This window comes from Agrobacterium genomosp. 2 str. CFBP 5494, from assembly GCF_900013495.1.
Lineage (GTDB): Bacteria > Pseudomonadota > Alphaproteobacteria > Rhizobiales > Rhizobiaceae > Agrobacterium > Agrobacterium pusense.
Genome location: NZ_LT009718.1, coordinates 2,541,041 through 2,563,277, shown reverse-complemented (window position 1 = coordinate 2,563,277; position 22,237 = coordinate 2,541,041). Strand labels below are relative to the sequence as shown.

At 59.9% G+C, this 22,237-nt stretch carries 19 protein-coding genes; 13 read left to right on the top strand and 6 right to left on the bottom strand.

Going from position 1 to position 22,237, the window contains the following annotated elements; all coding sequences use genetic code 11:
* Positions 1-187: 187 nt before the first annotated feature.
* A complete protein-coding gene (locus AGR2A_RS12900) occupies positions 188-1,066 on the bottom strand; it encodes a MurR/RpiR family transcriptional regulator (protein WP_072494658.1) in 879 nt (292 codons plus the stop codon).
* Positions 1,067-1,240: 174 nt separating this feature from the next.
* Here AGR2A_RS12900 and AGR2A_RS12895 point away from each other — a divergent pair, with 174 nt between their 5' ends.
* The 8 genes from AGR2A_RS12895 to AGR2A_RS12850 all read left to right on the top strand — a co-directional run bounded on the left by AGR2A_RS12895 (position 1,241) and on the right by AGR2A_RS12850 (position 10,770).
* Positions 1,241-2,014, top strand: a complete 774-nt coding sequence (locus AGR2A_RS12895; protein WP_072494657.1) for an N-formylglutamate amidohydrolase — start codon at positions 1,241-1,243, stop codon at positions 2,012-2,014.
* 213 nt (positions 2,015-2,227) lie between these two features.
* Positions 2,228-3,742 carry an amino acid permease gene (locus tag AGR2A_RS12885; protein ID WP_022556629.1) on the top strand — a complete coding sequence of 505 codons (1,515 nt, stop codon included), beginning with the start codon at positions 2,228-2,230 and terminating at the stop codon, positions 3,740-3,742.
* A 64-nt stretch (positions 3,743-3,806) separates the two neighbouring features.
* Positions 3,807-5,174, top strand: coding sequence for a glutamine synthetase family protein (locus AGR2A_RS12880; protein ID WP_006697733.1), 1,368 nt, complete (start codon positions 3,807-3,809; stop codon positions 5,172-5,174).
* Positions 5,175-5,192: 18 nt separating this feature from the next.
* Positions 5,193-6,581, top strand: a complete 1,389-nt coding sequence (locus AGR2A_RS12875; protein ID WP_072494655.1) for an aldehyde dehydrogenase family protein — start codon at positions 5,193-5,195, stop codon at positions 6,579-6,581.
* Positions 6,578-7,723, top strand: coding sequence for an iron-containing alcohol dehydrogenase (locus AGR2A_RS12870; protein WP_072494654.1), 1,146 nt, complete (start codon positions 6,578-6,580; stop codon positions 7,721-7,723). The genes AGR2A_RS12875 and AGR2A_RS12870 overlap by 4 nt, the downstream gene beginning before the upstream one ends.
* 286 nt (positions 7,724-8,009) lie before the next feature.
* Positions 8,010-8,726 (top strand): ParA family protein, encoded by a 717-nt coding sequence (locus tag AGR2A_RS12860; protein WP_072494653.1) that lies wholly within the window; start codon positions 8,010-8,012, stop codon positions 8,724-8,726.
* Positions 8,727-8,894: 168 nt separating this feature from the next.
* Complete coding sequence (locus AGR2A_RS12855) at positions 8,895-9,518, top strand: TetR/AcrR family transcriptional regulator (RefSeq protein WP_072494947.1); 624 nt, start codon at positions 8,895-8,897, stop codon at positions 9,516-9,518.
* Between the two features lie 46 nt (positions 9,519-9,564).
* Positions 9,565-10,770 carry an MFS transporter gene (locus tag AGR2A_RS12850; protein ID WP_072494652.1) on the top strand — a complete coding sequence of 402 codons (1,206 nt, stop codon included), beginning with the start codon at positions 9,565-9,567 and terminating at the stop codon, positions 10,768-10,770.
* Between the two features lie 57 nt (positions 10,771-10,827).
* Here the strand turns inward: AGR2A_RS12850 and AGR2A_RS12845 are convergent, their stop codons facing one another.
* Complete coding sequence (locus AGR2A_RS12845; protein WP_006697737.1) at positions 10,828-12,213, bottom strand: L,D-transpeptidase family protein; 1,386 nt, start codon at positions 12,211-12,213, stop codon at positions 10,828-10,830.
* Positions 12,214-12,368: 155 nt separating this feature from the next.
* Between AGR2A_RS12845 and AGR2A_RS12840 the strand changes: the two genes are divergently transcribed.
* The 3 genes from AGR2A_RS12840 to AGR2A_RS12830 all read left to right on the top strand — a co-directional run bounded on the left by AGR2A_RS12840 (position 12,369) and on the right by AGR2A_RS12830 (position 14,151).
* Positions 12,369-13,202, top strand: coding sequence for an aldose 1-epimerase family protein (locus tag AGR2A_RS12840; RefSeq protein ID WP_080822954.1), 834 nt, complete (start codon positions 12,369-12,371; stop codon positions 13,200-13,202).
* 218 nt (positions 13,203-13,420) lie between these two features.
* A complete protein-coding gene (locus AGR2A_RS12835; RefSeq protein ID WP_003522797.1) occupies positions 13,421-13,759 on the top strand; it encodes a TIGR01244 family sulfur transferase in 339 nt (112 codons plus the stop codon).
* Positions 13,760-13,809: 50 nt separating this feature from the next.
* Positions 13,810-14,151 (top strand): RidA family protein, encoded by a 342-nt coding sequence (locus tag AGR2A_RS12830; protein WP_004442838.1) that lies wholly within the window; start codon positions 13,810-13,812, stop codon positions 14,149-14,151.
* Positions 14,152-14,420: 269 nt separating this feature from the next.
* Here the strand turns inward: AGR2A_RS12830 and AGR2A_RS12825 are convergent, their stop codons facing one another.
* The 4 genes from AGR2A_RS12825 to AGR2A_RS12810 form a co-directional block, all read right to left on the bottom strand.
* Positions 14,421-15,185, bottom strand: coding sequence for a HugZ family protein (locus tag AGR2A_RS12825; RefSeq protein ID WP_072494650.1), 765 nt, complete (start codon positions 15,183-15,185; stop codon positions 14,421-14,423).
* Between the two features lie 67 nt (positions 15,186-15,252).
* Positions 15,253-16,920, bottom strand: coding sequence for a thiamine pyrophosphate-binding protein (locus AGR2A_RS12820; protein ID WP_072494649.1), 1,668 nt, complete (start codon positions 16,918-16,920; stop codon positions 15,253-15,255).
* Positions 16,917-18,119: a CaiB/BaiF CoA transferase family protein gene (locus tag AGR2A_RS12815; RefSeq protein ID WP_072494648.1), complete on the bottom strand. Its 1,203-nt coding sequence runs from the start codon at positions 18,117-18,119 to the stop codon at positions 16,917-16,919. Before AGR2A_RS12815 ends, AGR2A_RS12820 begins: the two co-directional genes overlap by 4 nt.
* Positions 18,120-18,286: 167 nt before the next feature.
* Positions 18,287-19,267 carry an alpha/beta fold hydrolase gene (locus tag AGR2A_RS12810; RefSeq protein ID WP_072494647.1) on the bottom strand — a complete coding sequence of 327 codons (981 nt, stop codon included), beginning with the start codon at positions 19,265-19,267 and terminating at the stop codon, positions 18,287-18,289.
* 147 nt (positions 19,268-19,414) lie between these two features.
* Between AGR2A_RS12810 and ettA the strand changes: the two genes are divergently transcribed.
* Both ettA and AGR2A_RS12800 read left to right on the top strand, forming a co-directional pair.
* The gene (gene ettA / locus AGR2A_RS12805; RefSeq protein WP_022556616.1) at positions 19,415-21,064 is read left to right on the top strand and encodes an energy-dependent translational throttle protein EttA; all 1,650 of its coding nucleotides are present in this window, start codon (positions 19,415-19,417) and stop codon (positions 21,062-21,064) included.
* A gap of 159 nt (positions 21,065-21,223) precedes the next feature.
* Positions 21,224-22,237 (top strand): ArsR/SmtB family transcription factor, encoded by a 1,014-nt coding sequence (locus AGR2A_RS12800; protein ID WP_072494646.1) that lies wholly within the window; start codon positions 21,224-21,226, stop codon positions 22,235-22,237.

Below are 22,237 nucleotides of genomic sequence, written 5' to 3'. Positions count from 1 at the left end.
ACTTTAAACCCATTTTCCGCCATTATCGGGCTTTTTGCCAGCAATTGCGGGAGTTGACCGTTTTTGTCCGTTAGACCAGATGCGTTCCCCAGCTTGGTTTTTCCCCTGCTTTATCGTGCTGGTAGCGATCGCAGGTATCCAATCAGCGTGCGGCATCGACGTCAAGTCGTATGCCGGCTACGCATATTCATGTTCTGTCAGGGCGTCGGAACAGGCGTGTCTGTTCAAACAGGCCCTCCAGTGCGTTCATGCGTTCCTTGGTTTCGTCCCACGTGCTGCTCTGCACCGCTTCGATCAGCGCCTCGACGACAAAAAGCGTAACGACAGACGAATCCCACGCGGACGGGGCCTCTATTTTGACCCGGAAAATATGCAGCGCATGACGCGCCACCGGCGATGTCCACTGGTCGGTAAAGAGGATGATCTGCACCCCATTTGCCTTGGCCACCTCTGCCAGTGTCGTCATATCGTGCTCGTAACGGCGGATGTCGAAAATGACGAGCACATCGCCGGCGCTCATATTCAGCATATATTGCGGCCAGGCGCTGGAGTTGGACGACATCAGCGTTGTCTTCGGCCGGATCACCTGCATGTGGGTGAAGAAATATTCGGCAATCGCACCGGTGATGCGCCCGCCGACGAAGTAGATGCTGCGCTTGCGGTCGGAAAGCAGGGCGGCGGCATTGTCGAAGACGGCGGTGTCGAGATCACCAAGCGTATCGCGCAGATTGCCGGTAATGGCGTCGGCGAAACGGTTGAGAATGTGCAGGCCCGGCGCGTTGGTTGCCCAGCGGTCATGTTTGGCCACCGGACCGGAGATCGTCGCTTCCAGCTCCTGGTGCAGATGGGCCTGAAATTCGGGATAGCCCTTATAGCCGAGCTTCTGCACCATGCGCGCCACTGTCGGGGTGGAAACACCGGCATTTTCGGCAATCGTGGTGATGCTGCCGAGGCCGGACACCGGATAATTGCCGAGCAGGCTTTCTGCCAGCCGTTTTTCGGAACGTGTCAGCGCGTCGTAATGGGCATGGATGACGTCCGACACGGTGGCCGCGGTGTTGCGCAAATCTTTCCCCTTCCGGTCTTTCTGCCGGTGTGTGCGCTAAAATAAACATCTCTGCCCGTGATTGAGTCAATGGAAAAATGAAGAGAAAATTTCAAAATTCCATTTGACACCCGCCATAATGTGAAGAATTCTTTTCGCCGTTAGGGAAGACGGTTTTCCGGGTGGGGTACGTGCATGACGGTGCGTTCGCGGTTTTTCACAGAAGCGGAAGGGCAGGCCGTTGGCATCGAGAATGCCGGTGCGGCGGGCGATGTCCTGCTCGTCTGCGAACATGCTTCGGCCACCGTCCCGCAAAGATTAAGCACGCTCGGCCTGTCGCCCGAGGTTCTTTCAAGTCATGTGGCATGGGACCCCGGCGCTCTGGCCGTTGCCCGTCTGCTTTCGGAGAAGCTCGACGCGACGCTCATTTATCAGAGGTTTTCCCGCCTGGTCTATGATTGCAACAGGCCCCCCGAATCGCCGTCCGCCATGCCGGTAAAAAGCGAAGTATATGATATTCCCGGCAATTTCGACCTCACCGAAGCGGAGCGGTTTGCCCGAACGTCAGCGCTGTATGTGCCGTTTCACGACCGGGTGAGCGAGATCATCGCCGAGCGGCAGGCGAACGGCCGCAAGGTGGTGGTGGTGACCATCCACAGTTTCACGCCGGTTTATCACGGCCGGTTCCGCGAGGTTGAGATCGGCATCCTGCATGATACCGACAGCCGTCTCGCTGACGCCATGCTGACAGGCGCCGAAGGGGCCTCGCTCACGGTCAATCGCAACGATCCTTATGGCCCGGAAGATGGCGTGACGCATACGTTGCGACTTCATGCGCTACCGGACGGCCTTTTGAACGTCATGATCGAGATCCGCAACGATCTGATCGCCGATGAAGGAGAGCAGGCGAACATCGCCGCATTTCTACACGAGCTTATGGGGAAGGCACTCGCATCGATCGACGAGTGAGGGAGCAGGGGCCGGCCGATGGTGAACACACCGGGGTCAGGCATCGAAGGGAGACTGCCGCCATCCGGTCAAAGAAGCCGGAAAACGAAGCGGTACGGGAACAGCAGATGCGTGCGGCGCGATCCGGGAGTTTCCTGATGGCGCCGAAGACTGGGGCACAATCGGCCAATAACGGCTGACTGGCTTGTTTTTTTCTTATCAGGAGAGAAGGGCATGGACAGTTCATCGTCAGGCGTCAGCTACAAGAAAGCTGATGCATCCTATTTCGAAAAACGCGGACTATCCCGTTATGCGGGCGTGTGGTCGCTCTGGTCGCTTGGCGTCGGCGCGGTCATATCAGGGCATTTTTCCGGATGGAATTTCGGTTTCTCCACTGGCGGCTGGGGCGGCATGCTGGTGGCGGGCATCATCATCGCCATCATGTATCTTGGGCTGACATTCTCGATCGCCGAAATGAGCCCGGCGCTGCCACACACGGGTGCGGCCTATTCCTTCGCTCGCACGGCCATGGGCCCATGGGGCGGCTTCATCACCGGTCTTTGCGAGAATGTTGAATACGTGCTGACGCCGGCGGTCGTCGTCACCTTCATCACAGCCTATGTGAACTCCATTCTCGGCCTCGATCCGGCCTATTCACCCTTCGTGTGGATAGCGTTTTACGCGATATTCCTTGCGCTCAACGTCTTCGGGCTTGAGCTTTCCTTCAAGGTGACGCTCGTCATCACGCTGATTTCGCTCGCCGTTCTGGTGTTCTTCTGGATCAGTGCCATTCCCAATATCGATTTTTCGCGTTTTGCGCTCAACATCGGCGTCGGACCTGATGGCAAGGCGGTGGAACTGCCGGAGGGCGGTGGCTCGTTCTTCCCGTTCGGTTTTTCGGGCGTTCTCGCCACGCTGCCTTTCGCGGTCTGGCTGTTCCTCGCCATCGAGCAGCTGCCGCTGGCGGCTGAGGAATCCGTCGATCCGAAACGCGACATGCCGAAGGGTATCATCCTTGGCATGGTCACGCTGATGGTTTCGGCCTTCATGATCGTGCTGCTCAACCCGTCGCTGCCGGGCGTCGGCGCCTTCCATCTCAGCTCCTCGCTTGAGCCGCTGCTTGATGGCTTCAAGGCGATCTATGGCGATGGCGGTGTGGTGCTGCTCGGTCTCGTCGCGCTTACCGGCCTCATCGCCAGCTTCCATACGATCCTCTATGCGCAGGGCCGCCAGATCTATTCGCTGTCGCGTGCGGGTTATTTCCCGACGGTGCTGTCGATCACCCACTCGAAATACCGCACGCCATACGTGGCCAACATCACCGGCGCGATCGTCGGCCTTGCGGTCATGCTGGTCATCTGGTTCGCGCTGGGTGCGGAACAGGGTGGCAGCATCATCGGCAGCGTGCTTTTGAACATGGCTGTGTTCGGCGCGATGTTCTCCTACATCATGCAGGCGATTTCCTTCATCCTGCTCCGCAAGAACCTGCCGCATATCGAGCGGCCGTTCCGTTCGCCCTTCGGCATTCCAGGTGCGGTGCTGACTGTCATCATCGCCATCGTCACGCTGCTTTACCAGATCCAGGATCCGAACTTCACAAAGGGCGTGCTCTGGGTCGCCGTCTGGTTTGCGGTCGCCATCGCCTATTTCGCTTTCATCGGCCGTCATCGCCTCATCCTCTCGCCGGAAGAGGAATTCGCGCTGGAGCACAAGCAGGCTGCCATGGCAGCGGCGGCTGCAAAGGCCTGATGCTTAAACAAACGGGCGGCCGCAACCCGGCCGCCCGGTCACGACAATAAAGGGAACGGATAAAATGACGAGCTACACATTTGACGCGCTTAAAATGGATGTCGCCGAAGGGCGCATCGACACGGTTCTGGCCTGCCTTGTCGACATGCAGGGGCGTCTGATGGGCAAACGGTTCCAGGCTGAATTCTTCGTCGAAAGCGCCTTTGAGGAAACCCATAGCTGCAACTATGTGCTTGCCACCGATATGGAGATGGAGACCGTTCCCGGTTACAAATCCTCCAGCTGGGAGAAGGGTTACGGCGATTATGTCCTGAAGCCCGATCTTTCGACGCTGCGCCGTGTGCCGTGGCTGGAAGGCACGGCGCTGGTGCTGTGCGACGTGCTCGATCATCACACCCACGAAGAGGTTCCGCATTCGCCGCGCGCGCTTCTCAAGAAGCAGGTGGCTCGGCTGGAGGCCATGGGGCTGAAGGCCTATATGGCGACCGAACTTGAATTCTTCCTCTTCGACCAGACTTTCGACGCGGCGCGCGCCAGCGGTTACAAGGGGCTGAACCTCGCCAGCGGCTATAATGAAGATTACCATATCTTCCAGACGACCAAGGAGGAAGATGTGATGCGGGCGCTGCGCAAGGGCCTGCAGGGGGCCGGCATTCCGGTTGAAAATTCCAAGGGCGAAGCGTCCGCGGGGCAGGCGGAGATCAATGTTCGTTACGCCGATGCGCTGACCATGGCAGACAGGCACGCGATCATCAAGAACGCCACCAAGGAGATCGCCTGGTCCAAGGGCAAGGCGGTGACATTCCTCGCCAAGTGGAACTACAATGCCGCCGGCAGTTCCTCACATATTCACCAGTCGCTGTGGAGCCTTGACGGGAAGACGCCCGCGTTCCTGGACAAAGATGCGGAGCACGGCATGTCGCAATTGATGCGGCATTATGTTGCCGGGCTGCTGGCCCACGCCAGTGAAATCACTTATTTCCTCGCCCCGTACATCAATTCCTACAAGCGTTTCATGGCGGGTACCTTCGCGCCCACAAAAGCAATCTGGAGCCTCGACAACCGCACGGCGGGATATCGCCTCTGCGGCGCCGATACCAAGGGCATCCGCATCGAATGCCGCGTGGGCGGCTCCGATCTCAACCCCTATCTCGCCATGGCCGCCCTGCTCGCAGCAGGCATTGACGGCATCGAAAATAAACTTGAACTTGAGCCCGAATTTGTCGGTGATGCCTATGGCGGCAAGGACGTGCGCGAGATACCCAAGACATTGCGTGACGCCACCGCGTTTCTGGACGGATCGAAAATGCTGCGCAGCGCCTTCGGCGACGATGTGATCGATCATTACGTCCGCGCCGGGGCGTGGGAACAGGAAGAATACGACCGCCGCGTGACCGACTGGGAAGTGGCGCGCGGTTTCGAAAGAGCCTAATCATTACGGGAAAACATCATGACCATGATCCAGAATATCTCGCCCATCGACGGCTCGGTTTATGCCGAGCGGGAGGCGATGTCGCTGGAGGCGGCACGGGCCGCCGTTTCAAAGGCGCGCAAGGCGCAGAAGGACTGGGCTCGACGCCCGCTTGAGGACCGCGTTCAGCTGGTTCTGAAAGGTGTCGCACGCCTCAACGAAATGGTGGACGAGGTCGTGCCGGAACTTGCCCATATGATGGGCCGTCCGGTGCGCTATGGCGGCGAGTTCAAAGGCTTCAACGAACGCTCCAACTATGTCGCCTCCATTGCAGCCGATGCGTTGGCGCCGCTCGTCATCGAGGAAAGCGGCAATTTCGAACGCCGCATCGAGCGTGAGGCGCATGGCGTGGTCTTCGTCATAGCGCCCTGGAACTATCCTTACATGACGGCGATCAACACCGTCGCGCCGGCTTTGATGGCCGGCAATACGGTCGTCATCAAACATGCGGCGCAGACGCTGCTGGTCGGCGAGCGCATGGTGCGGGCTTTTGTCGAGGCCGGTGTGCCTGACGATGTCTTCATCAATGTCTTCCTCGACCATGGCACGACCTCGGCGCTCATTTCCGAGGGCCTTTTCAACTTCGTCAACTTCACCGGTTCGGTGGAAGGCGGCCGCGCGATCGAGCGCGCCGCTGCCGGCACCTTCACCGGTCTAGGTCTTGAACTCGGCGGCAAGGATCCCGGTTATGTGATGGAGGATGCCGACCTCGATGCCGCCGTCGATACGCTGATGGATGGCGCCACCTATAATTCCGGGCAATGCTGCTGCGGCATCGAGCGCATCTACGTCAACGAAAACCTCTATGACGCCTTTGTCGAGAAGTCGGTCGCGTGGGTCTCGAACTACAAGCTCGGCAATCCGCTGGAGCAGGAAACCACGCTCGGGCCGATGGCCAGCAAGCGTTTTGCCAAGGTGGTTCGTGCGCAGATTACCGATGCCGTCTCGAAGGGGGCCAAAGCACTGGTCGATCCGAAGCTGTTTCCTGCCGATGATGGTGAGAGCGCCTATGTCGCGCCGCAAGTCCTCGTCAATGTCGATCATTCGATGGAGTTCATGACCGAAGAAACCTTCGGCCCTGCGGTGGGCATCATGAAGGTGAAGAACGACGACGAAGCCATCGCCCTGATGAATGACAGCAAATACGGGCTGACCGCCTCGCTCTGGACGCAGGATGCCGCCCGCGCCGGGCGCATCGGTCGCGAAATCGAAACCGGCACCGTGTTCATGAATCGCGCGGACTATCTCGACCCGGCGCTTTGCTGGACCGGTGTGAAGGAAACGGGCCGTGGCGGTTCGCTCTCCGTCCTCGGTTTCCAGAACCTGACCCGTCCGAAATCCTACCATCTGAAGAAAGTCACGAAATGAATATCGTCGCCAACTGGAGCTATCCCACCGCCGTCACGCTTGGCCGTGGCCGGATCAAGGAACTGGCTGAAGCCTGCAAGACGCTTGGTATCAAGAAGCCGCTTCTCGTTACGGATCGCGGCCTTGCCAATATGGCGATTACCGCGCATGCGCTGGATGTGCTGGAAGAGGCGGGTCTCGGCCGGGCGATCTTCGCCGAGGTCGATCCCAACCCGAACGAAATCAACATGGAAGCGGGTGTGAAAGCTTATCGCGATGGCGGCCATGACGGCGTCGTCGCTTTCGGCGGCGGCTCGGGCCTCGATCTTGGCAAGACCATCGCCTTCATGGCCGGGCAGACCCGCCCGGTCTGGGATTTCGAGGATATTGGCGACTGGTGGACCCGCGCGGACGCCTCAAAGATCGCGCCCATTGTCGCGGTTCCAACGACGGCCGGCACCGGTTCGGAAGTCGGTCGCGCCAGCGTCATCACCAATTCGCAGACGCATGTGAAAAAGATCATCTTCCATCCGAAGCTCTTGCCCGGCGTCGTCATTTGCGATCCGGAGCTGACGGTTGGCATGCCGAAGGTCATCACGGCTGGCACGGGCATGGATGCTTTCGCCCATTGCCTGGAGGCCTATTCCTCGCCCTTTTATCATCCCATGAGCGCCGGTGTGGCGCTGGAGGGTCTGCGTCTCGTCAAGGAATTCCTGCCGCGCGCCTATAAGGACGGCACGGATATCGAAGCGCGCACCAACATGATGGCGGCGGCGGCCATGGGGGCGGTTGCCTTCCAGAAGGGGCTGGGGGCCATCCATTCGCTCTCGCATCCGATCGGCGCTGTCTACAACACCCATCACGGCATGACCAATGCCGTCGTCATGCCGGCCGTGCTGCGCTTCAACCGTCCTGCCATCGAGGACAAGATTGCCCGCGCGGCCGCCTATCTCGGTATCTCCGGCGGCTTTGATGGTTTCTACGATTACGTGCTGGAGCTTCGCAGGGAACTCGGCGTGCCTGAGAACCTCACCGCCATGGGCATCAAGCCGAATCGTATCGACGAACTGGCGGCGGAAGCGATCAAGGACCCGAGCTGCGGTGGCAATCCGGTGCCGATGACGCTTGAGAATACCAAGGCACTTTTTGAGGCTTGCTTTTAAGGAGTTACCTTTGATCGCCGGGTTTGTGAGAGGTTGAGAGGGTGCCGCTTGTTTCTTCTCCCCGGCGGGGAGAAGAAACCTGCGGCGACGCTGTACCCCGCATCGGTGCCGAGCGACCATACGACCTCTAATCTATGAAGCCCGCGACGCCATCGCGGGCTTTTTGTTCCGCGGCGTAATCGTTATTAGCGTTTTATTAACCCTGTTCGTTAAGATTATGGAAAGCACCATGAAGTGCGTCGGTGCGTGAATGAGCATGAAACGGCTCTGACAAACAGGGGGTATCATGTCAGTCATCACTTTCGCCAATACCAAGGGCGGCGCCGGAAAAACCACGGCCGTGCTGCTTCTGGCGACCGAACTCGCCCGTAGCGGCCATCGGGTGACGGTTCTGGATGCCGATCCGCAATTGTGGATTTCCCGCTGGTGCGAACTCTCGGGCATGGTAGAAAACCTGTCAGTGATTTCGCATGTGACGATGGCTTCGCTTGAAGGCCACATTCGCGAAAACCGGGCCAATACAGACTGTTTCATCATTGACCTGCCCGGCGCAAAAACGCCGCTTTTGACCATGGCGCTCGGTATCTCCGATCATGTTCTGATTCCGGTACAGGGATCGGCCATGGATGCGCGTGGCGCTGCCGAAGTTCTCGATCACATCGAATTCCTGAACCGCAAGATGGGTAAGGCGATCGCCCATTCCATCGTGCTGACACGGGTCAACGCCATGGTGGCAACGCGTTCGCTGTTGCTCGTCAAGATGCTGCTGGCGGAAAAAAACGTCTCCGTGCTCAACACGGCGATTGTCGAGCGGGCGGCCTATCGCGATATTTTCGACTATGGCGGCACGCTTCTCTGTCTGGATGGCAAGAAGGTTAGCAATATCGACAAGGCGGTAGAAAATGCGGCGGCCTTTGCCGAAGAAGTCATCAACCTCCTGCCGAAAAGACTTCCCAGGCGCGTTGCGCACCTGGCACGTCTCGTGACACGCAGGGCTGCCTGACCTCGCGTTGCGAATCCCGCCCGGTTGCGGCGACGGTGCGACGGTTTGGTGAAATGGGTGCCCCACAAAAATGCGGAGAAGATGCGCCTTTACGAGCCGCTCCCACGACCTCTTCATGGCGCGAAATTTTTGCTTGATTTGGAAACGATCGTTTCCTATATTCCGCTCATGAGCAATTTCAGCCAGCCCCATTCCCCGGAACAGCGCCATCGCGGCCGCCCGCGCGAGTTCGATCTTGAACGCGCGCTCGATGGCGCGATCAAGGTATTCTCGCGGCGCGGTTATCACGCCACCTCGGTAGGCGATCTTACCGATGCGATGGAGCTGGCCCAGGGTAGCCTCTACAAGGCCTTCAAGGATAAGAAAGCCGTCTTCATCGCGACGATGGAGCGCTACAGGATCATACAGACCGAGCGTTTCGAGGCAGCTGTGGCCGGTTTCGACACCGGTTATGAGCGGCTGAGAGCGGGGCTGATGTTTTACGCCGAACGATCCCACGGCGGTGTCGGCTCCGACGGATGTCTGGTGGTTGGTGCCGCTGCCGATCTGGCGGCACTGGACGACGACATCGCCGTTGTGGTCGAGAGGGCCGTGAAGGCGAGGGAGCGGATCGTCGCCCGCCTCGTTGCCGAAGGGCAGAGGGATGGTTCCGTGCGGTCCAAGGCCGATCCCGATGATCTTGCGCGGGCGATGCTGTGCATGATGTACGGTATGCGCGTGGTGGGAAAGACAGGGCGGAGCCTTAAAGACATGGTGGCCGTGGTGGATATTGCCATGAGGCTTGCCGAGTAATTTTGTGAATATTTAGGAAACGATTGTTTCCATATTGGAGAAAATGATGACGACGCGTGTAATTGATGGGGATGATATTCAGGCACCATCCATTTCCCCGGCTTTGACTTTCCTGCTGGCGACAGCCTGCGGATTGATCGCGGCCAATCTTTATTATGGTCAGCCGCTTGCCGGCATCATCGGTGCGGAGCTTGGTCTTTCCGCTGGCGCGACGGGGCTGATCGTGACCCTGACACAGATCGGTTACGGTGTCGGTCTGCTGTTTGTCGTGCCGCTCGGCGATCTCGTGGAAAACCGCAAGCTGGTCGTCGGCTCCGTCTCCATGGCGGTGCTTTCCCTTGTGGCCGCAGCATTCGCGCCACATGCGACGCCGTTTCTGATCGCAGCCTTCCTGGTAGGGGTCAGTTCGGTGGCGGTGCAGGTCATCGTTCCCTACGCGGCCCATATGGCGCCGCACGCCATTCGCGGGCGGGTGGTCGGCAATGTCATGAGCGGGTTGATGGCCGGCATCATGCTGGCGCGGCCGGTTTCCAGCCTTCTGTCGGAAGTTGTCTCCTGGCGCGGTGTGTTTCTGACGTCTGCGGCCGTCATGGCGCTTCTTGCCGTGGTGCTTTTCCGGCTCCTGCCGACCCGTATGCCTGAAGCGCGGCTGAGCTATGGCGCCTTGATGGCTTCGATGGGCCGGCTGGCGCTTCACACGCCGGTCCTGCGGCGGCGGGCGATCTATCATGCCTTTCTCTTCGCGGCCTTCAGCCTGTTCTGGACCACGACGCCTCTTTATCTGAGTGGGCCGCATTTCAATCTCAGCCAGGGTGAGATCGCACTCTTCGCACTGGCTGGTGCGGCCGGCACCGTCGCCGCCCCGATTGCCGGGCGGATGGCCGATCGCGGCTGGACGCGGGCGGCGACATTCTTTGCACTGCTGGCGGTAGCACTCTCTTTCGCCGTCACGCATCTTGCGCCTGAGGGATCGCATCTGGCGCTCGCCATTCTTGTCGTTGCCGCAATCGTTCTGGATTTCGGTGTCACCACCAATCTGGTGCTCGGGCAGCGGGCGATCTTCACGCTGGGGGCGGAATTCCGCAGCCGCCTGAACGGCATCTATATGGCGACATTCTTCATGGGCGGTGCAATTGGTTCCGCCGTTGGCGGCTGGGCCTATGCGGTTGGCGAATGGCAAGCCGCCTCCTGGATCGGCTTTGCTCTTCCGGTAGCCGCGCTGCTATATTTCCTGACGGAAAAGCGCGACTGAAACGTCATAACTAAAAAAGCCCGGACCACCGGGCTTTCTCCTTTTCTTCCAGTCAATTTATTCCGCGAATTCGACCACCACACCGGGACGGACCATTTTCGCCAGTTCGGTGGCATCCCAGTTGGTCAGGCGAATACAGCCATGGCTGTTCGTCTTGCCGATCTTCGAGGGTTCCGGCGTGCCGTGAATGCCGTAGGTCGGCTTCGACAGGGCGATCCAGACCGTGCCGACAGGACCGTTCGGGCCCGGCGGGATCTGCAGGATCTTGTCGTTCTGACCCTGCTTGAAGTTGATCTTGGGATTATAGGTGTAGCCCGGATTGAGCGCGATACGCTCTACCGTATGGGTGCCGCTTGGCGAGGGGGTGTCCGTGGAGCCGATCGTGGCGGGATAGGCGGCAATCAGATTGCCGTCCTGGCCATAGGCGAAGACCTGCTTGATACCCTTATGCGCAACGATGCGGGCGACCTGCCCCTTCTTCGCCTCGCCGGGATTGACGACCTTGATGATGGTGCCGGGCACGGAGAAATCGACGCCGGGGTTCAGCTCTTTCAGATAGTTCTCATCCATGTGGAAGCGTTCGGCCAGCGCTTCCGAGGTCGACGTAAAGGAGAGGGCAGGCAGCTGCGATTTCTCGGCATAGTCGTCCGGGATGGAGGCCACGTAGGGGCCGGCGGCATCGGCGGCGGTGATCGTATAATCCACAATCGGCATGCCGCCCGAGGCGCGCAGGCGCTCCAGAATGTCTTCTGAATTGTTCGGGTCGAGCTTTTCGCCCGTCATGTCCTGCCAGGCGGCTATGGCCTTGTTGACATTGTCGCCCATCTTCCCGTCGATCACGCCGGGGGAGATGCCCTCGCGGTCGAGGAAGGTCTGGAGCGCGACGATTTCCTGGCGGGAACGGTTGACCGGCGTCGTTACCGGCGTATGCCGCTCGATCAGGTGGTCCGGTTGCGGAACGGCGGCCGTGGTGCTTTCTTCCGGCATCGGCTGGCCGAGCGGGCCGCTTTCCACCGCGCCGGGGGCTGGCACGGAACCGGTGTAGAGATTCTCATCGGAGCCATCGCCGCGATATTCGCGATAATCGCGCACGTTGCCGTTGTCCTGATAACCGTAGTCGCGCGGCGGCTCACGATACTGGCCACCGGGGGCGGGTGGATAATAGGTGGTGTCGCGCTGGCGTACCTGCTGCCGCTGCTGGTAGCCGGAGGGCATTTCGGTGGCCAGCAGGTTGCCGTACTGGTCGTAGAACACGGTACGGCCCATCGCGTCACGGCTGATGACGATGTCGCCACGTTCCGGCATGAAATCGAGAACGCGGCCATCCGGCGTAACCAGCATGGTCTGTTCGCCATAACGCTGCTGCGCGCCAGCCTGTAGCGGAGCGAAAATCGACGCCACGGCGATCGTCAGGCCCAGAGCTGCGTTAAGAAACTGTTTCACGATTCTGCTATCCCTTGCTTCGTCACCGATAAACACACCGTAATCTTGACCCTATTGTGAAAAAGGTGAATTCGCGGTTAATGCAATCTTAATTTCCGTCACGGTTAGTAGCGTTTCCGTGAACCATGCGTTTTTACTGCCACAGGGAGGTTGTCTTGCGTTCGTTTCAGGCTGGCAGATCGCCACGCATTTTCCTCGATGAGACCTCCGTTTTCGATATCGGCGCCTGCGTCGTCGATGGCATAGACATCGCGCCCGGCCGCGCCATTCCCGATGATGGCGATGCGCGTATCGACCACTCGCTTGAAGGCTTTCTTTTTACCTGTGGTCCCGATCATATCCGTCATCCCGAACCGATTGATGGTGACCGCGAGGGGCGTCGATATCCCTTGCATGGCTCCTTCTCCTCGCATCCCGCAACGATCACCGCGTTCGATGTTCTCGAGTCCAATGCACTGGCGCGCGTCGAGGTTCCCGTGAAGCTTGCCGATGGCGGCACGGCGCTGCTGGAACGGACATGGAAGATCGATGGCGAAAGCGGCGAGGTCAGCCTCGATGACAGGATCGTCAATACGTCCGGGCGGCCGATCCCAGTATTCCTGATGTACCATATGAATGTCGGCGCTCGCCTGTTTGACGATGCGGTGCGGCTTGAAGGCGCAATGCTGGATGGCGGCGGCCATGGCTGGCGTTTTGGCGAGGAGCCGGGCACTGTTTTCTGCGTGTCGGCCGGCAAGACTGAATGGGCGGAATTGAAACTCGGCCCGATTGCGGCCATTGGCGGGAAGACGCTCACCGTGCGTTTTCGCACGGAGACGCTGCCCTATCTGCAGATGTGGCGCAACCAGCAGGCTCCGGCGAACGTGCTCGGCATCGAGCCGGTTTCGCATCGATGGGTGGGGCGTAGCGAGCTTGAGGCAGCCGGTGAGTTCAATATTCTTCAGCCGGGGGAAAGCCGTTCCTTCGGTCTGCGCTTTTCCATCCTCTGAGCCGTACCGAATGAAGACCGCGCATCATTGACGCATGGGATTTGACCGCTTACATCGGATGCGGATTTCTAGATCGTTTTGGCTTTTCTTCGAATCGCCAAAACGATCTAGCTCTTTGATTTTACGCGTTGTCCGGACGTAAAAGCGTTTCCGCTTTTACTGGAAACGCTCTAAGGATGACGGCCAGCGGCGCGGACGCCGGTTTCAGGAGGCATGACATGGATATCAGGCGCATAGACGACGAATATTCGGTGACTGGACAGATCAGCGTCGCCGATCTGGATGAGATCAAGGCACTCGGCTTCAAGTCGATCGTCTGCCACCGCCCGGACGGCGAAGAAGACGGTCAGCCGCTTTTTGCCGATATTGCCGAGCGTGCAGAGCAGCTTGGCCTGACGATCATGCATGTGCCGGTCGGCCGCTATGGCGTCGACGCCGATGCCGTTGCCGGCATGGTGGATGCGCTCGATGAATTGCAGCGCCCGATGCTCGGCTATTGCCGTTCCGGCGCGCGCTCCACGGCGATATACGAAAAGACCCATCACCTGCGCGGCTGATTTTTCGCGCGTCATTCTATTTTTCAAGTGCCAATCAACAGGAGTTTTCCATGACCATCAAGCGTATCGAGCCGGGCAAGCGCATGAGCGGCGCCGTCGTTCACGGCAACACCGTTTATCTGGCCGGCCAGGTTGGCGAAGGTACGAGCGTGACGGAACAGAGCAAGTCGGCTCTCGCTGAAGTCGACCGCCTGCTGGCTGCTGCCGGTTCCGACAAGTCGAAGATCCTGCAGACCATCATCTACCTCTCCGACATGTCCACCTTCGGCGAAATGAACGCTGTCTGGGAAGGCTGGATCGACCCGGCAAACCCGCCGGCCCGCGCCACCAGCGAAGCCGCGCTGGCAACGCCGGATTACAAGGTTGAATTCATCGTCACCGCTGCTCTCTGAGCATCAGTCTGATCTTCAAGAAAAGGCCGGGTCGCGGAATGCGGCCCGGCCTTTTTTGATAGGATGGGGTCAAAAACTCTCCCCGTCATGCCGGGCTTTACCCGGCATCCAGCCACGGCGCGTCTGCGCCGTGAAAAGAGTTTTTCGCGATCAAGGACTTGATCGCGCTGGACCCCGGATCTAGTCCGGGGCGACGGCGCGGCGTGGCGACATGGCCACAAAATGCCAAGTAGACGCAATTTTCATGTTTTTTGAATCGCTTGCGTCCGTCACCTCAACGGCGAAGCAAGCGCCTTCTCAAACTGCTTCAACGTCGTCACCCGCTCCGTAAACCAAAGCCGGGCCAGATCGCTGGCCGAGGCGAAATCGATACCATCCGGATCGATGGAGGTGATCGTCCAGCGGCCAGCCTTTGCGCCAGCTAGAACGGCGAGCCGAGCTGCTTCGCCCTTGATGGCGTTAAGGCGGGTCGCTTCGCTTTCCGCCGCCGCCATCAGTTCTTCTGCGCCTGACAGATCGGTCCGCAGATCGGCGGGGATGATATTGCTGGCGTTGCGGGCCGGGCCGCCATTAATCTGAACGCCTTCCGTCCGCAGCCGGTAAAGCCTTGTGTCGGGAAGGGAGAGATAAAGTTTCGCTTTGGGGTAGCGGGCAATGTAGCGCGCGATGGCGATCGGCACTTCATCCGGGCTGATTTGTTCCGCCCTGCCCACCAGTGTCAGGCGCGGCAGCGTCAGCGCGTCACCCTTGCCGAAAGGGGCGAGTGTCAGCGAGATACGGGAATCGCTTTCCATGTTGCGGGCGTGCAGCGTCAGCCCGGCCGCGAAGAAGAACGGCGTGCCATCCGGCTCGATGCCGATATTGGTCGCGGTTGTATAGGGATAACCGCTGACGGGATCGAGCGTGGCGAGTGCTGCCGTACGGGACGTGTGCAGCACATCGCGGGCCACGCGCACTGCCTCGAAAGGCGCGCCGGCCGAGGGCTCGATCTTCGCGCCGCGTGGGGTGATGACGGGAGGGGCTGTATCCGGCATGGCGTTTCCTAAGCTGTGAGTCACAGTCAGGATTTACACCATGCCGAAGCCATGTCCATGCGCGATATCAGCTTCGGGTTCTGATCTGCGTCAGGGTACGCGTCGGCGTGATCGCTTCCGCATCCAGCTTCACCTCGATGATCGCCGGTTTGCCGCTTGCCCGTGCCCGTTCGAAGGCGGCGGCGAAGTCTTGCGTTCTTTCCACCGTTTCGCCGTGTCCGCCATAGGCTTTGGCAAAGGCGTTGAAATCCGGATTGACGAGATCGGTGCCGCTGACACGACCGGGATATTCCCGCTCCTGATGCATGCGGATCGTGCCATAGGTGCCGTTATTGACCAGCACGGTGATGATTGGCAGCCCGTAACGCACGGCGGTGATGAATTCCTGCCCGTGCATCATGAAGCAACCGTCACCGGCAAAGCAGATCACCTCGCGCTCCGGGAACAGGTGCTTGGCGGCCACCGCCGCCGGCAGGCCGTAACCCATGGAGCCTGATGTCGGGGCCGATTGCGTGTTGAAGCGGCGGAAGCGGTGGAAGCGGTGCAGCCAGGTGGCGTAATTGCCGGCGCCATTGGTGAAGATGGCGTCTTCAGCAACGTGCGCCTCGATCCAGTCCATGATCGGACCCATCTGCACGGCGCCGGGGCCTGCCTGCGGCGGCGTTGACCATTTGAGATAGGCCTCATGCATTGAGGCCGTGCGATCGGCCCAGGCGGCATTGCCGGCAAGATCGATGGAGGCAAGGGCGGCAACGAAATCGTTCGGGGAGGCGCAGATAGCGAGGTCCGGCCGATAGACGCGGCCGAGCTCTTCCGCCTCCGGATAGATATGGATGAGCTTCTGCGACGGGTAGGGAATATCGAGCAGCGTATAACCGGAGGAGGGCATTTCGGAGAGGCGGCCACCGAGCAGCACCACGAGGTCGGCTTCCTTGATTTCCCTGGCCAGTGCCGGGTTGATGCCGATGCCGACATCGCCTGCGTATGAGGGGCTCAGATGATCAAACAGCATCTGGCGGCGGAATGAACAGCCCACGGGAAGTTTGTGCTTTTCCGCAAAAGCCTTGAAGCCCGTCACGCTTTCCTCGGACCAGCGGGTGCCGCCGGCGATGAAGACCGGGCGTTTTGCCTCGCCCAGCATTTTGGCGAAGGCGGCCATTTGCGACAGGCCTGGATGTGCCTCGACGGGCGTATAGGGCTTTGCCTCGGGAGCTTCGACCTCTTCCACCAGCATGTCTTCGGGCAGCGTCAGCACCACGGGGCCGGGGCGGCCGGAAGTGGCGACGGCAAAAGCGCGGGTAACGAATTCAGGGATGCGGCGGGCATCATCGATCTCGCCCACCCATTTTGCGAATTCGGTAAAGGCGCGGCGATATTCCACTTCCTGAAAGGCCTCGCGCTCGCGGGCATCCCGCTGCACCTGACCGATGAACAGGATCATCGGAATGGAATCCTGCCTTGCAATGTGCAGGCCGGCCGAGGCATTTGTGGCACCGGGGCCACGGGTCACCATGCAGATGCCAGGCTCGCCCGTCAGCCGCCCCCAGGTATCGGCCATCATGGCTGCGCCGCCTTCCTGACGGCAGACCACGGTTTCGATGCCGCTTTCATAAAGCGCATCCAGAACGGCCAGATAGCTTTCGCCTGGAACGCAGGAAACGCGGGAGACACCATTGGCCTTCAGCGCTTCGACGATCAATTGCCCGCCTGTTCTTTTCATTCCGGCTGCAGTCATGGCGTCGTGGTCCTTTCGATGTTTTCCAGTTCGGCCAGCACCTGCGCCTGATGTTCGCCGAGCTTAGGGCTCGGGTGTTCATAACGCAGCGGCGTCTGAGACATGATAATGGGTGTGCGGACACCGGGGATGACAGTGCCGTCTTCCGCCTCCAGATCGATACGGAGGCCGCGTGCCTTCACCTGCGGATCCGCGAACATTTCCTCGATGGAATTGATCGGTCCGGCGGGGACGGCGTTCTTCTCGCAGGCGGTCAGAAGATCGCGCTTCTGCCATTTCAGCGTCTCCGTGGAAACGATCTGCCGCACCTCGACCTTATGCGCCACGCGGGCCTTGTTTGTCGCGTATCGCTCGTCATCGGCGATCGCGCCGATGCCGAGGATATTGCAGAGGCGGCGGAACTGACCGTCATTGCCGACCGCGAGGATCAGGAAGCCGTCGGCCGTTGGCACCACCTCATAGGGGGAGATATTTGGGTGGGCGTTGCCGAGCCGGACGGGAGGCCTGCCGGAGATCAGGTAATTCATGTTCTGGTTGGCGAGAACGGCCGATTGCACATCGAGAAGCGCCATGTCGATATGCTGGCCTTCGCCAGATCGAATGGCGTGGATCAGGGCCGCCTGAATGGCCGATACGGAATAGATGCCGGTGAAGATATCGGCAACCGCCACGCCTGCCTTCATCGGCTGTCCGTCGGCTTCGCCCGTAATCGACATGAAGCCGGACATGCCCTGCACGATATAATCGTATCCGGCGAGATCGGCATAGGGCCCGGTCTGGCCGAAGCCGGTGATGGAGCAATAGATCAGCTTCGGATTGAGCGCCCTGAGGCTTTCGTAATCGAGGCCATATTTTGCAAGTCCGCCGCGCTTGAAATTCTCGATGACGACATCGGCGGTGCGCACCAGCCGGCGCACCAGTTCGCAGCCCTCGGGTGTTTTGAGATCGGCGACGATGGAGCGTTTGCCGCGATTGGTGGCGTGGTAATAGGCGGCGGAGAGGTTTTCTCCGTCATCGCTCTCAACGAAGGGCGGTCCCCATGCGCGTGTATCATCGCCGCCTTCGGGGTTTTCGACCTTGATAACGTCTGCGCCCATATCGGCCAGCATCTGCCCCGCCCAGGGACCGGCGAGAACACGCGCCAATTCGATGACGCGGATGCCCGATAGCGGCGGTTTCCTATTCGGCTTGTCGGTCATCTATCCCCCGGTACTTGGTGTCTGCCGGTTTATAGACCGCTGCTTGCCGCGTCGCATGTGATTTTATCTCATGGACTTATTCCGTTTTGGAACGGCACTAAACTGGGGCTGATACGGCAGCTTCGACATTCGGTATTTTGAGAGTCCCCTAATTCCGTCATTCCGGCTCAAGGCCGGAATGACGGGGAGGGCGTTTTACTGTCATCCACGACGCGGCCGCACCAGGCGGCAAAATCCGCTACGACGGGCTGCCAGCCGATTTCGTTCAGGGTTTCGTGCCGCATGCCCTTGTAAATCGTGTGCTCGACATGGCTGAAGCCCGCCTCCCGGAAACGTTCGGCAAGCCACACGATCTCCCTGCCGTCATTGGTGGCGGCGTCCTCATCACCGCTCACCAGCAAAAGCGGCAGAGCCTTCGGCAGACGCTCGATAAGTTTCGGGCCGCGATAGGAGAGTGCAAAGACATCCTGCCAGAGGGAAACGCTCGCCTCGAACTGGCAGAGCGGGTCTTCCACATAGGCGTCAACCGCCGCCTTGTCGTGGCTCAGCCAGTCCGCATGGGTGCGCTTTTCCGGCATTTTCGCGTTCCAGGCGCGGAAAGTGGCTTTCGGCAGGATGGCGCTCGGCACATCCGAGCCTTTCAGCATTTTTTCCAGCCGCAACACAATCTGCGCGAAACGGCCCATAAGACCGGGATTGAGATTGGAATTCCAGATCGACAGACCATCGAAAGCGTCGGGGTAACTGACAGCGGTATTGAGCGCCACGAGGCCCCCCATGGAGTGGCCGAACAGGATCACCGGCAGGCCGGGATGCCGCTCGCCGGCCAGCCGGCGCATCGCCATGACGTCGGCCACGACCTTGACCGCGCCATCCTTCCAGGCAAAGCGGCCGAGAGGCGCATCCGCCGCTTTCGTGCGACCGTGGCCGCGATGGTCGTGGGCATAGACCTCGAAACCCTGCTGCGACATGACGTCGGCAAAACGGCGGTAGCGGCCGGCATGTTCAACGAGGCCGTGGCAGATCATCAGCACGCCGCGGGCGGGAGCAAGGGCGGAAGGTTGATGACGGAAGGCGATGGATGCGCCAGAAGGGGCTTCCAGCTTCTCAATCCGGCTGAATGCGAAGTTATCGGTCGTCTCATTCATCGTCGCACCCGTCGTCTCATCGCGCAGCCTGTCATAATCATGGGGTCATAATCGTGCCAGAGGTTGCCCCAAGGTCCTATTTACCCTACATAGCGGCAAATTTCCCGATACGTACTCTTAAAAATCCGATGTGGAGCATTCGCTACAATGGCACGTCAATTCATCTATCACATGGCTGGGCTGAACAAGTCCTATGGCGCGAAGAAGGTTCTGGAGAATGTGCATCTCTCCTTCTACCCTGACGCCAAGATCGGTATCCTCGGCCCGAACGGCGCGGGTAAGTCGACCGTTCTCAAGATCATGGCCGGCCTTGACAAGGAATATACCGGTGAAGCCTGGCTCGCCGAAGGTGCGACGCTCGGTTATCTCGAGCAGGAGCCGAAGCTCGATGAAAACAAGACCGTGATGCAAAACGTCATGGAAGGCGTGGCGAGCAAGACGGCGATCGTTGACCGCTACAACGAGCTGATGATGAACTATTCCGACGAAACGGCGGAAGAGGGCGCGAAGCTTCAGGACATCATCGACAGCCAGAACCTGTGGGACCTCGAAAATCAGGTCGAAATGGCCATGGACGCCCTGCGCTGCCCGCCCGGCGATTCGCCGGTGACCGGCCTTTCGGGTGGTGAGCGCCGCCGCGTGGCACTGTGCCGTTTGCTGCTGTCGCAGCCGGACCTGCTGCTGCTCGACGAACCGACCAACCATCTGGACGCTGAAACCATCGCCTGGCTCGAAAAGCACCTGCGCGACTATCCGGGCGCCGTGATGATGATTACCCACGACCGCTACTTCCTCGACAACGTGACGGGCTGGATTCTCGAGCTCGATCGTGGTCGCGGCATTCCTTACGAGGGCAATTACTCCGCTTATCTGCAGGCGAAAGCCAAGCGCATGCAGCAGGAAGCCCGCGAAGATGCTTCGCGTCAGAAGGCCATCAGCCGCGAACAGGAATGGATCGCCTCCAGCCCCAAGGCCCGCCAGACGAAGTCCAAGGCGCGTATCAAGGCCTATGACGAGCTGGTGGAAGCAGCGGAAAACCGCCGTCCCGGCGATGCGCAGATCGTCATTCCGGTCGCCGAGCGTCTGGGCCGCGTCGTCATCGAGGCTGAGAACCTCACCAAATCCTATGGCGACCGCGTGCTGATTGAGAACCTGTCCTTCAAGCTGCCCCCGGGCGGTATTGTGGGCGTCATCGGCCCGAACGGCGCCGGTAAGACGACGTTGTTCAAAATGATCACGGGTCAGGAGCAGCCGGATAGCGGTTCGATCACGGTCGGTGATACCGTCCAGCTCGGTTACGTCGACCAGAGTCGCGACGCGCTGGCGGGTGACAAGACCGTGTGGGAAGAAATTTCCGGCGGTAACGACATCATCAAGCTCGGCAAGTTCGAAGTGAACTCGCGCGCCTATTGCGGCGCCTTCAACTTCAAGGGCGGCGATCAGCAGCAGAAGGTCGGCAACCTCTCGGGTGGTCAGCGCAATCGCGTGCACCTCGCCAAGATGCTGAAGGCGGGCGGCAACGTACTGCTGCTCGACGAACCGACCAACGACCTTGATACGGAAACGCTGGCGGCGCTCGAAGAAGCGCTGGAAGCCTTCGCCGGTTGCGCCGTTATCATCAGCCACGACCGCATGTTCCTGGACCGCCTCGCGACCCACATTCTCGCTTTCGAGGGTGACAGCCACGTGGAATGGTTCGAAGGCAACTTTGAAGACTACGAAAAGGACAAGGTCCGTCGCCTCGGCCCGGAAAGCATCAAGCCCGGCCGCGTGAGCTACAAGCGTCTGACACGCTGATCCGTTCGTCATCACTTCAAAAAGGCCCGCCGCAAAGCGGGCCTTTTTCCGTGTAATAAGTGGAGATGATCGTCTCGCGCGGCACTTTGCGCTTGCATCTCGCGCCGCATCGACATAAAGATATCTTTATATCTTGATTAGCTTGCGAGGCGCGGCAGAGTGGCGTTCGGTCTGGACAAATTGGTGGATCTCCTGAAGGCGGCGGGTGAGCCGACGCGCTTCCGGTTGCTGGCGCTTCTTTCGGCCGGCGATCTGACGGTGACCGACCTTACCGAAATCCTTGGCCAGTCGCAGCCGCGTATCTCCCGTCACCTCAAGCTTTTGACGGAAGAGGGGCTGATCGAGCGTTATCAGGAAGGTGCGTGGGCCTATTTTCGCTTGCGGCAGGATGGCGAGCCTGCGGGTGTCGTTCGGCAGTTGCTTGCAGCGGCCTCGCCTTCCGACGCGGTTCTTCAGCGTGACAGTGAGCGACTGGCCGCCGTCAAGCGGGTGAGGGCGGAGCGGGCGCAGGATTATTTCAGCCGTAATGCGTCCGCCTGGGACGAACTGCGTCGCCTGCATGTCAGCGACGAAGCCGTGGAAGGCGCGCTGCTGAAGCTGGTGGGCACCACGGCCGTCGATTCGCTGCTCGATCTCGGCACGGGCACCGGCCGTATCCTGCAGCTTTTGAGCGGCATTTATCGCCGTGCCATCGGCGTGGATGCGAGCCGCGACATGCTTTCGGTAGCACGCGCCAATCTGGACAAGGCGGGCGTGGTGAACGCCTCTGTGCGCCATGGCGATATTCTCAATCTGCCGCTTGAGGGACAGGATTTCGATCTGATCGTCATCCATCAGGTGCTGCATTTTCTCGACCAGCCGGAGATCGCCCTTTCGGAAGCCGCGCGTATGCTGCGTCCGGGCGGTCGGTTGATCGTCATCGATCTTGCGCCGCATTCCTTTGAATATCTGCGCGACGAACACGCGCATGTGCGGCTAGGCTTCTCGCACCCGCTGATGGAAGAGTGGATGAAGAAGGCCGGGCTTTCTCTGGAGCGTGCCGTCGATCTGCATTCTGAAAAGGCGTCCGACGAAGCTCTGGACGTCACGATCTGGGTTGCCCGCGACCAGCGGCTGCTGATGGCAGACGATGTGGCGCAAGAGGCGGTTTTACTTCGCTCCGGGAGGGCATGA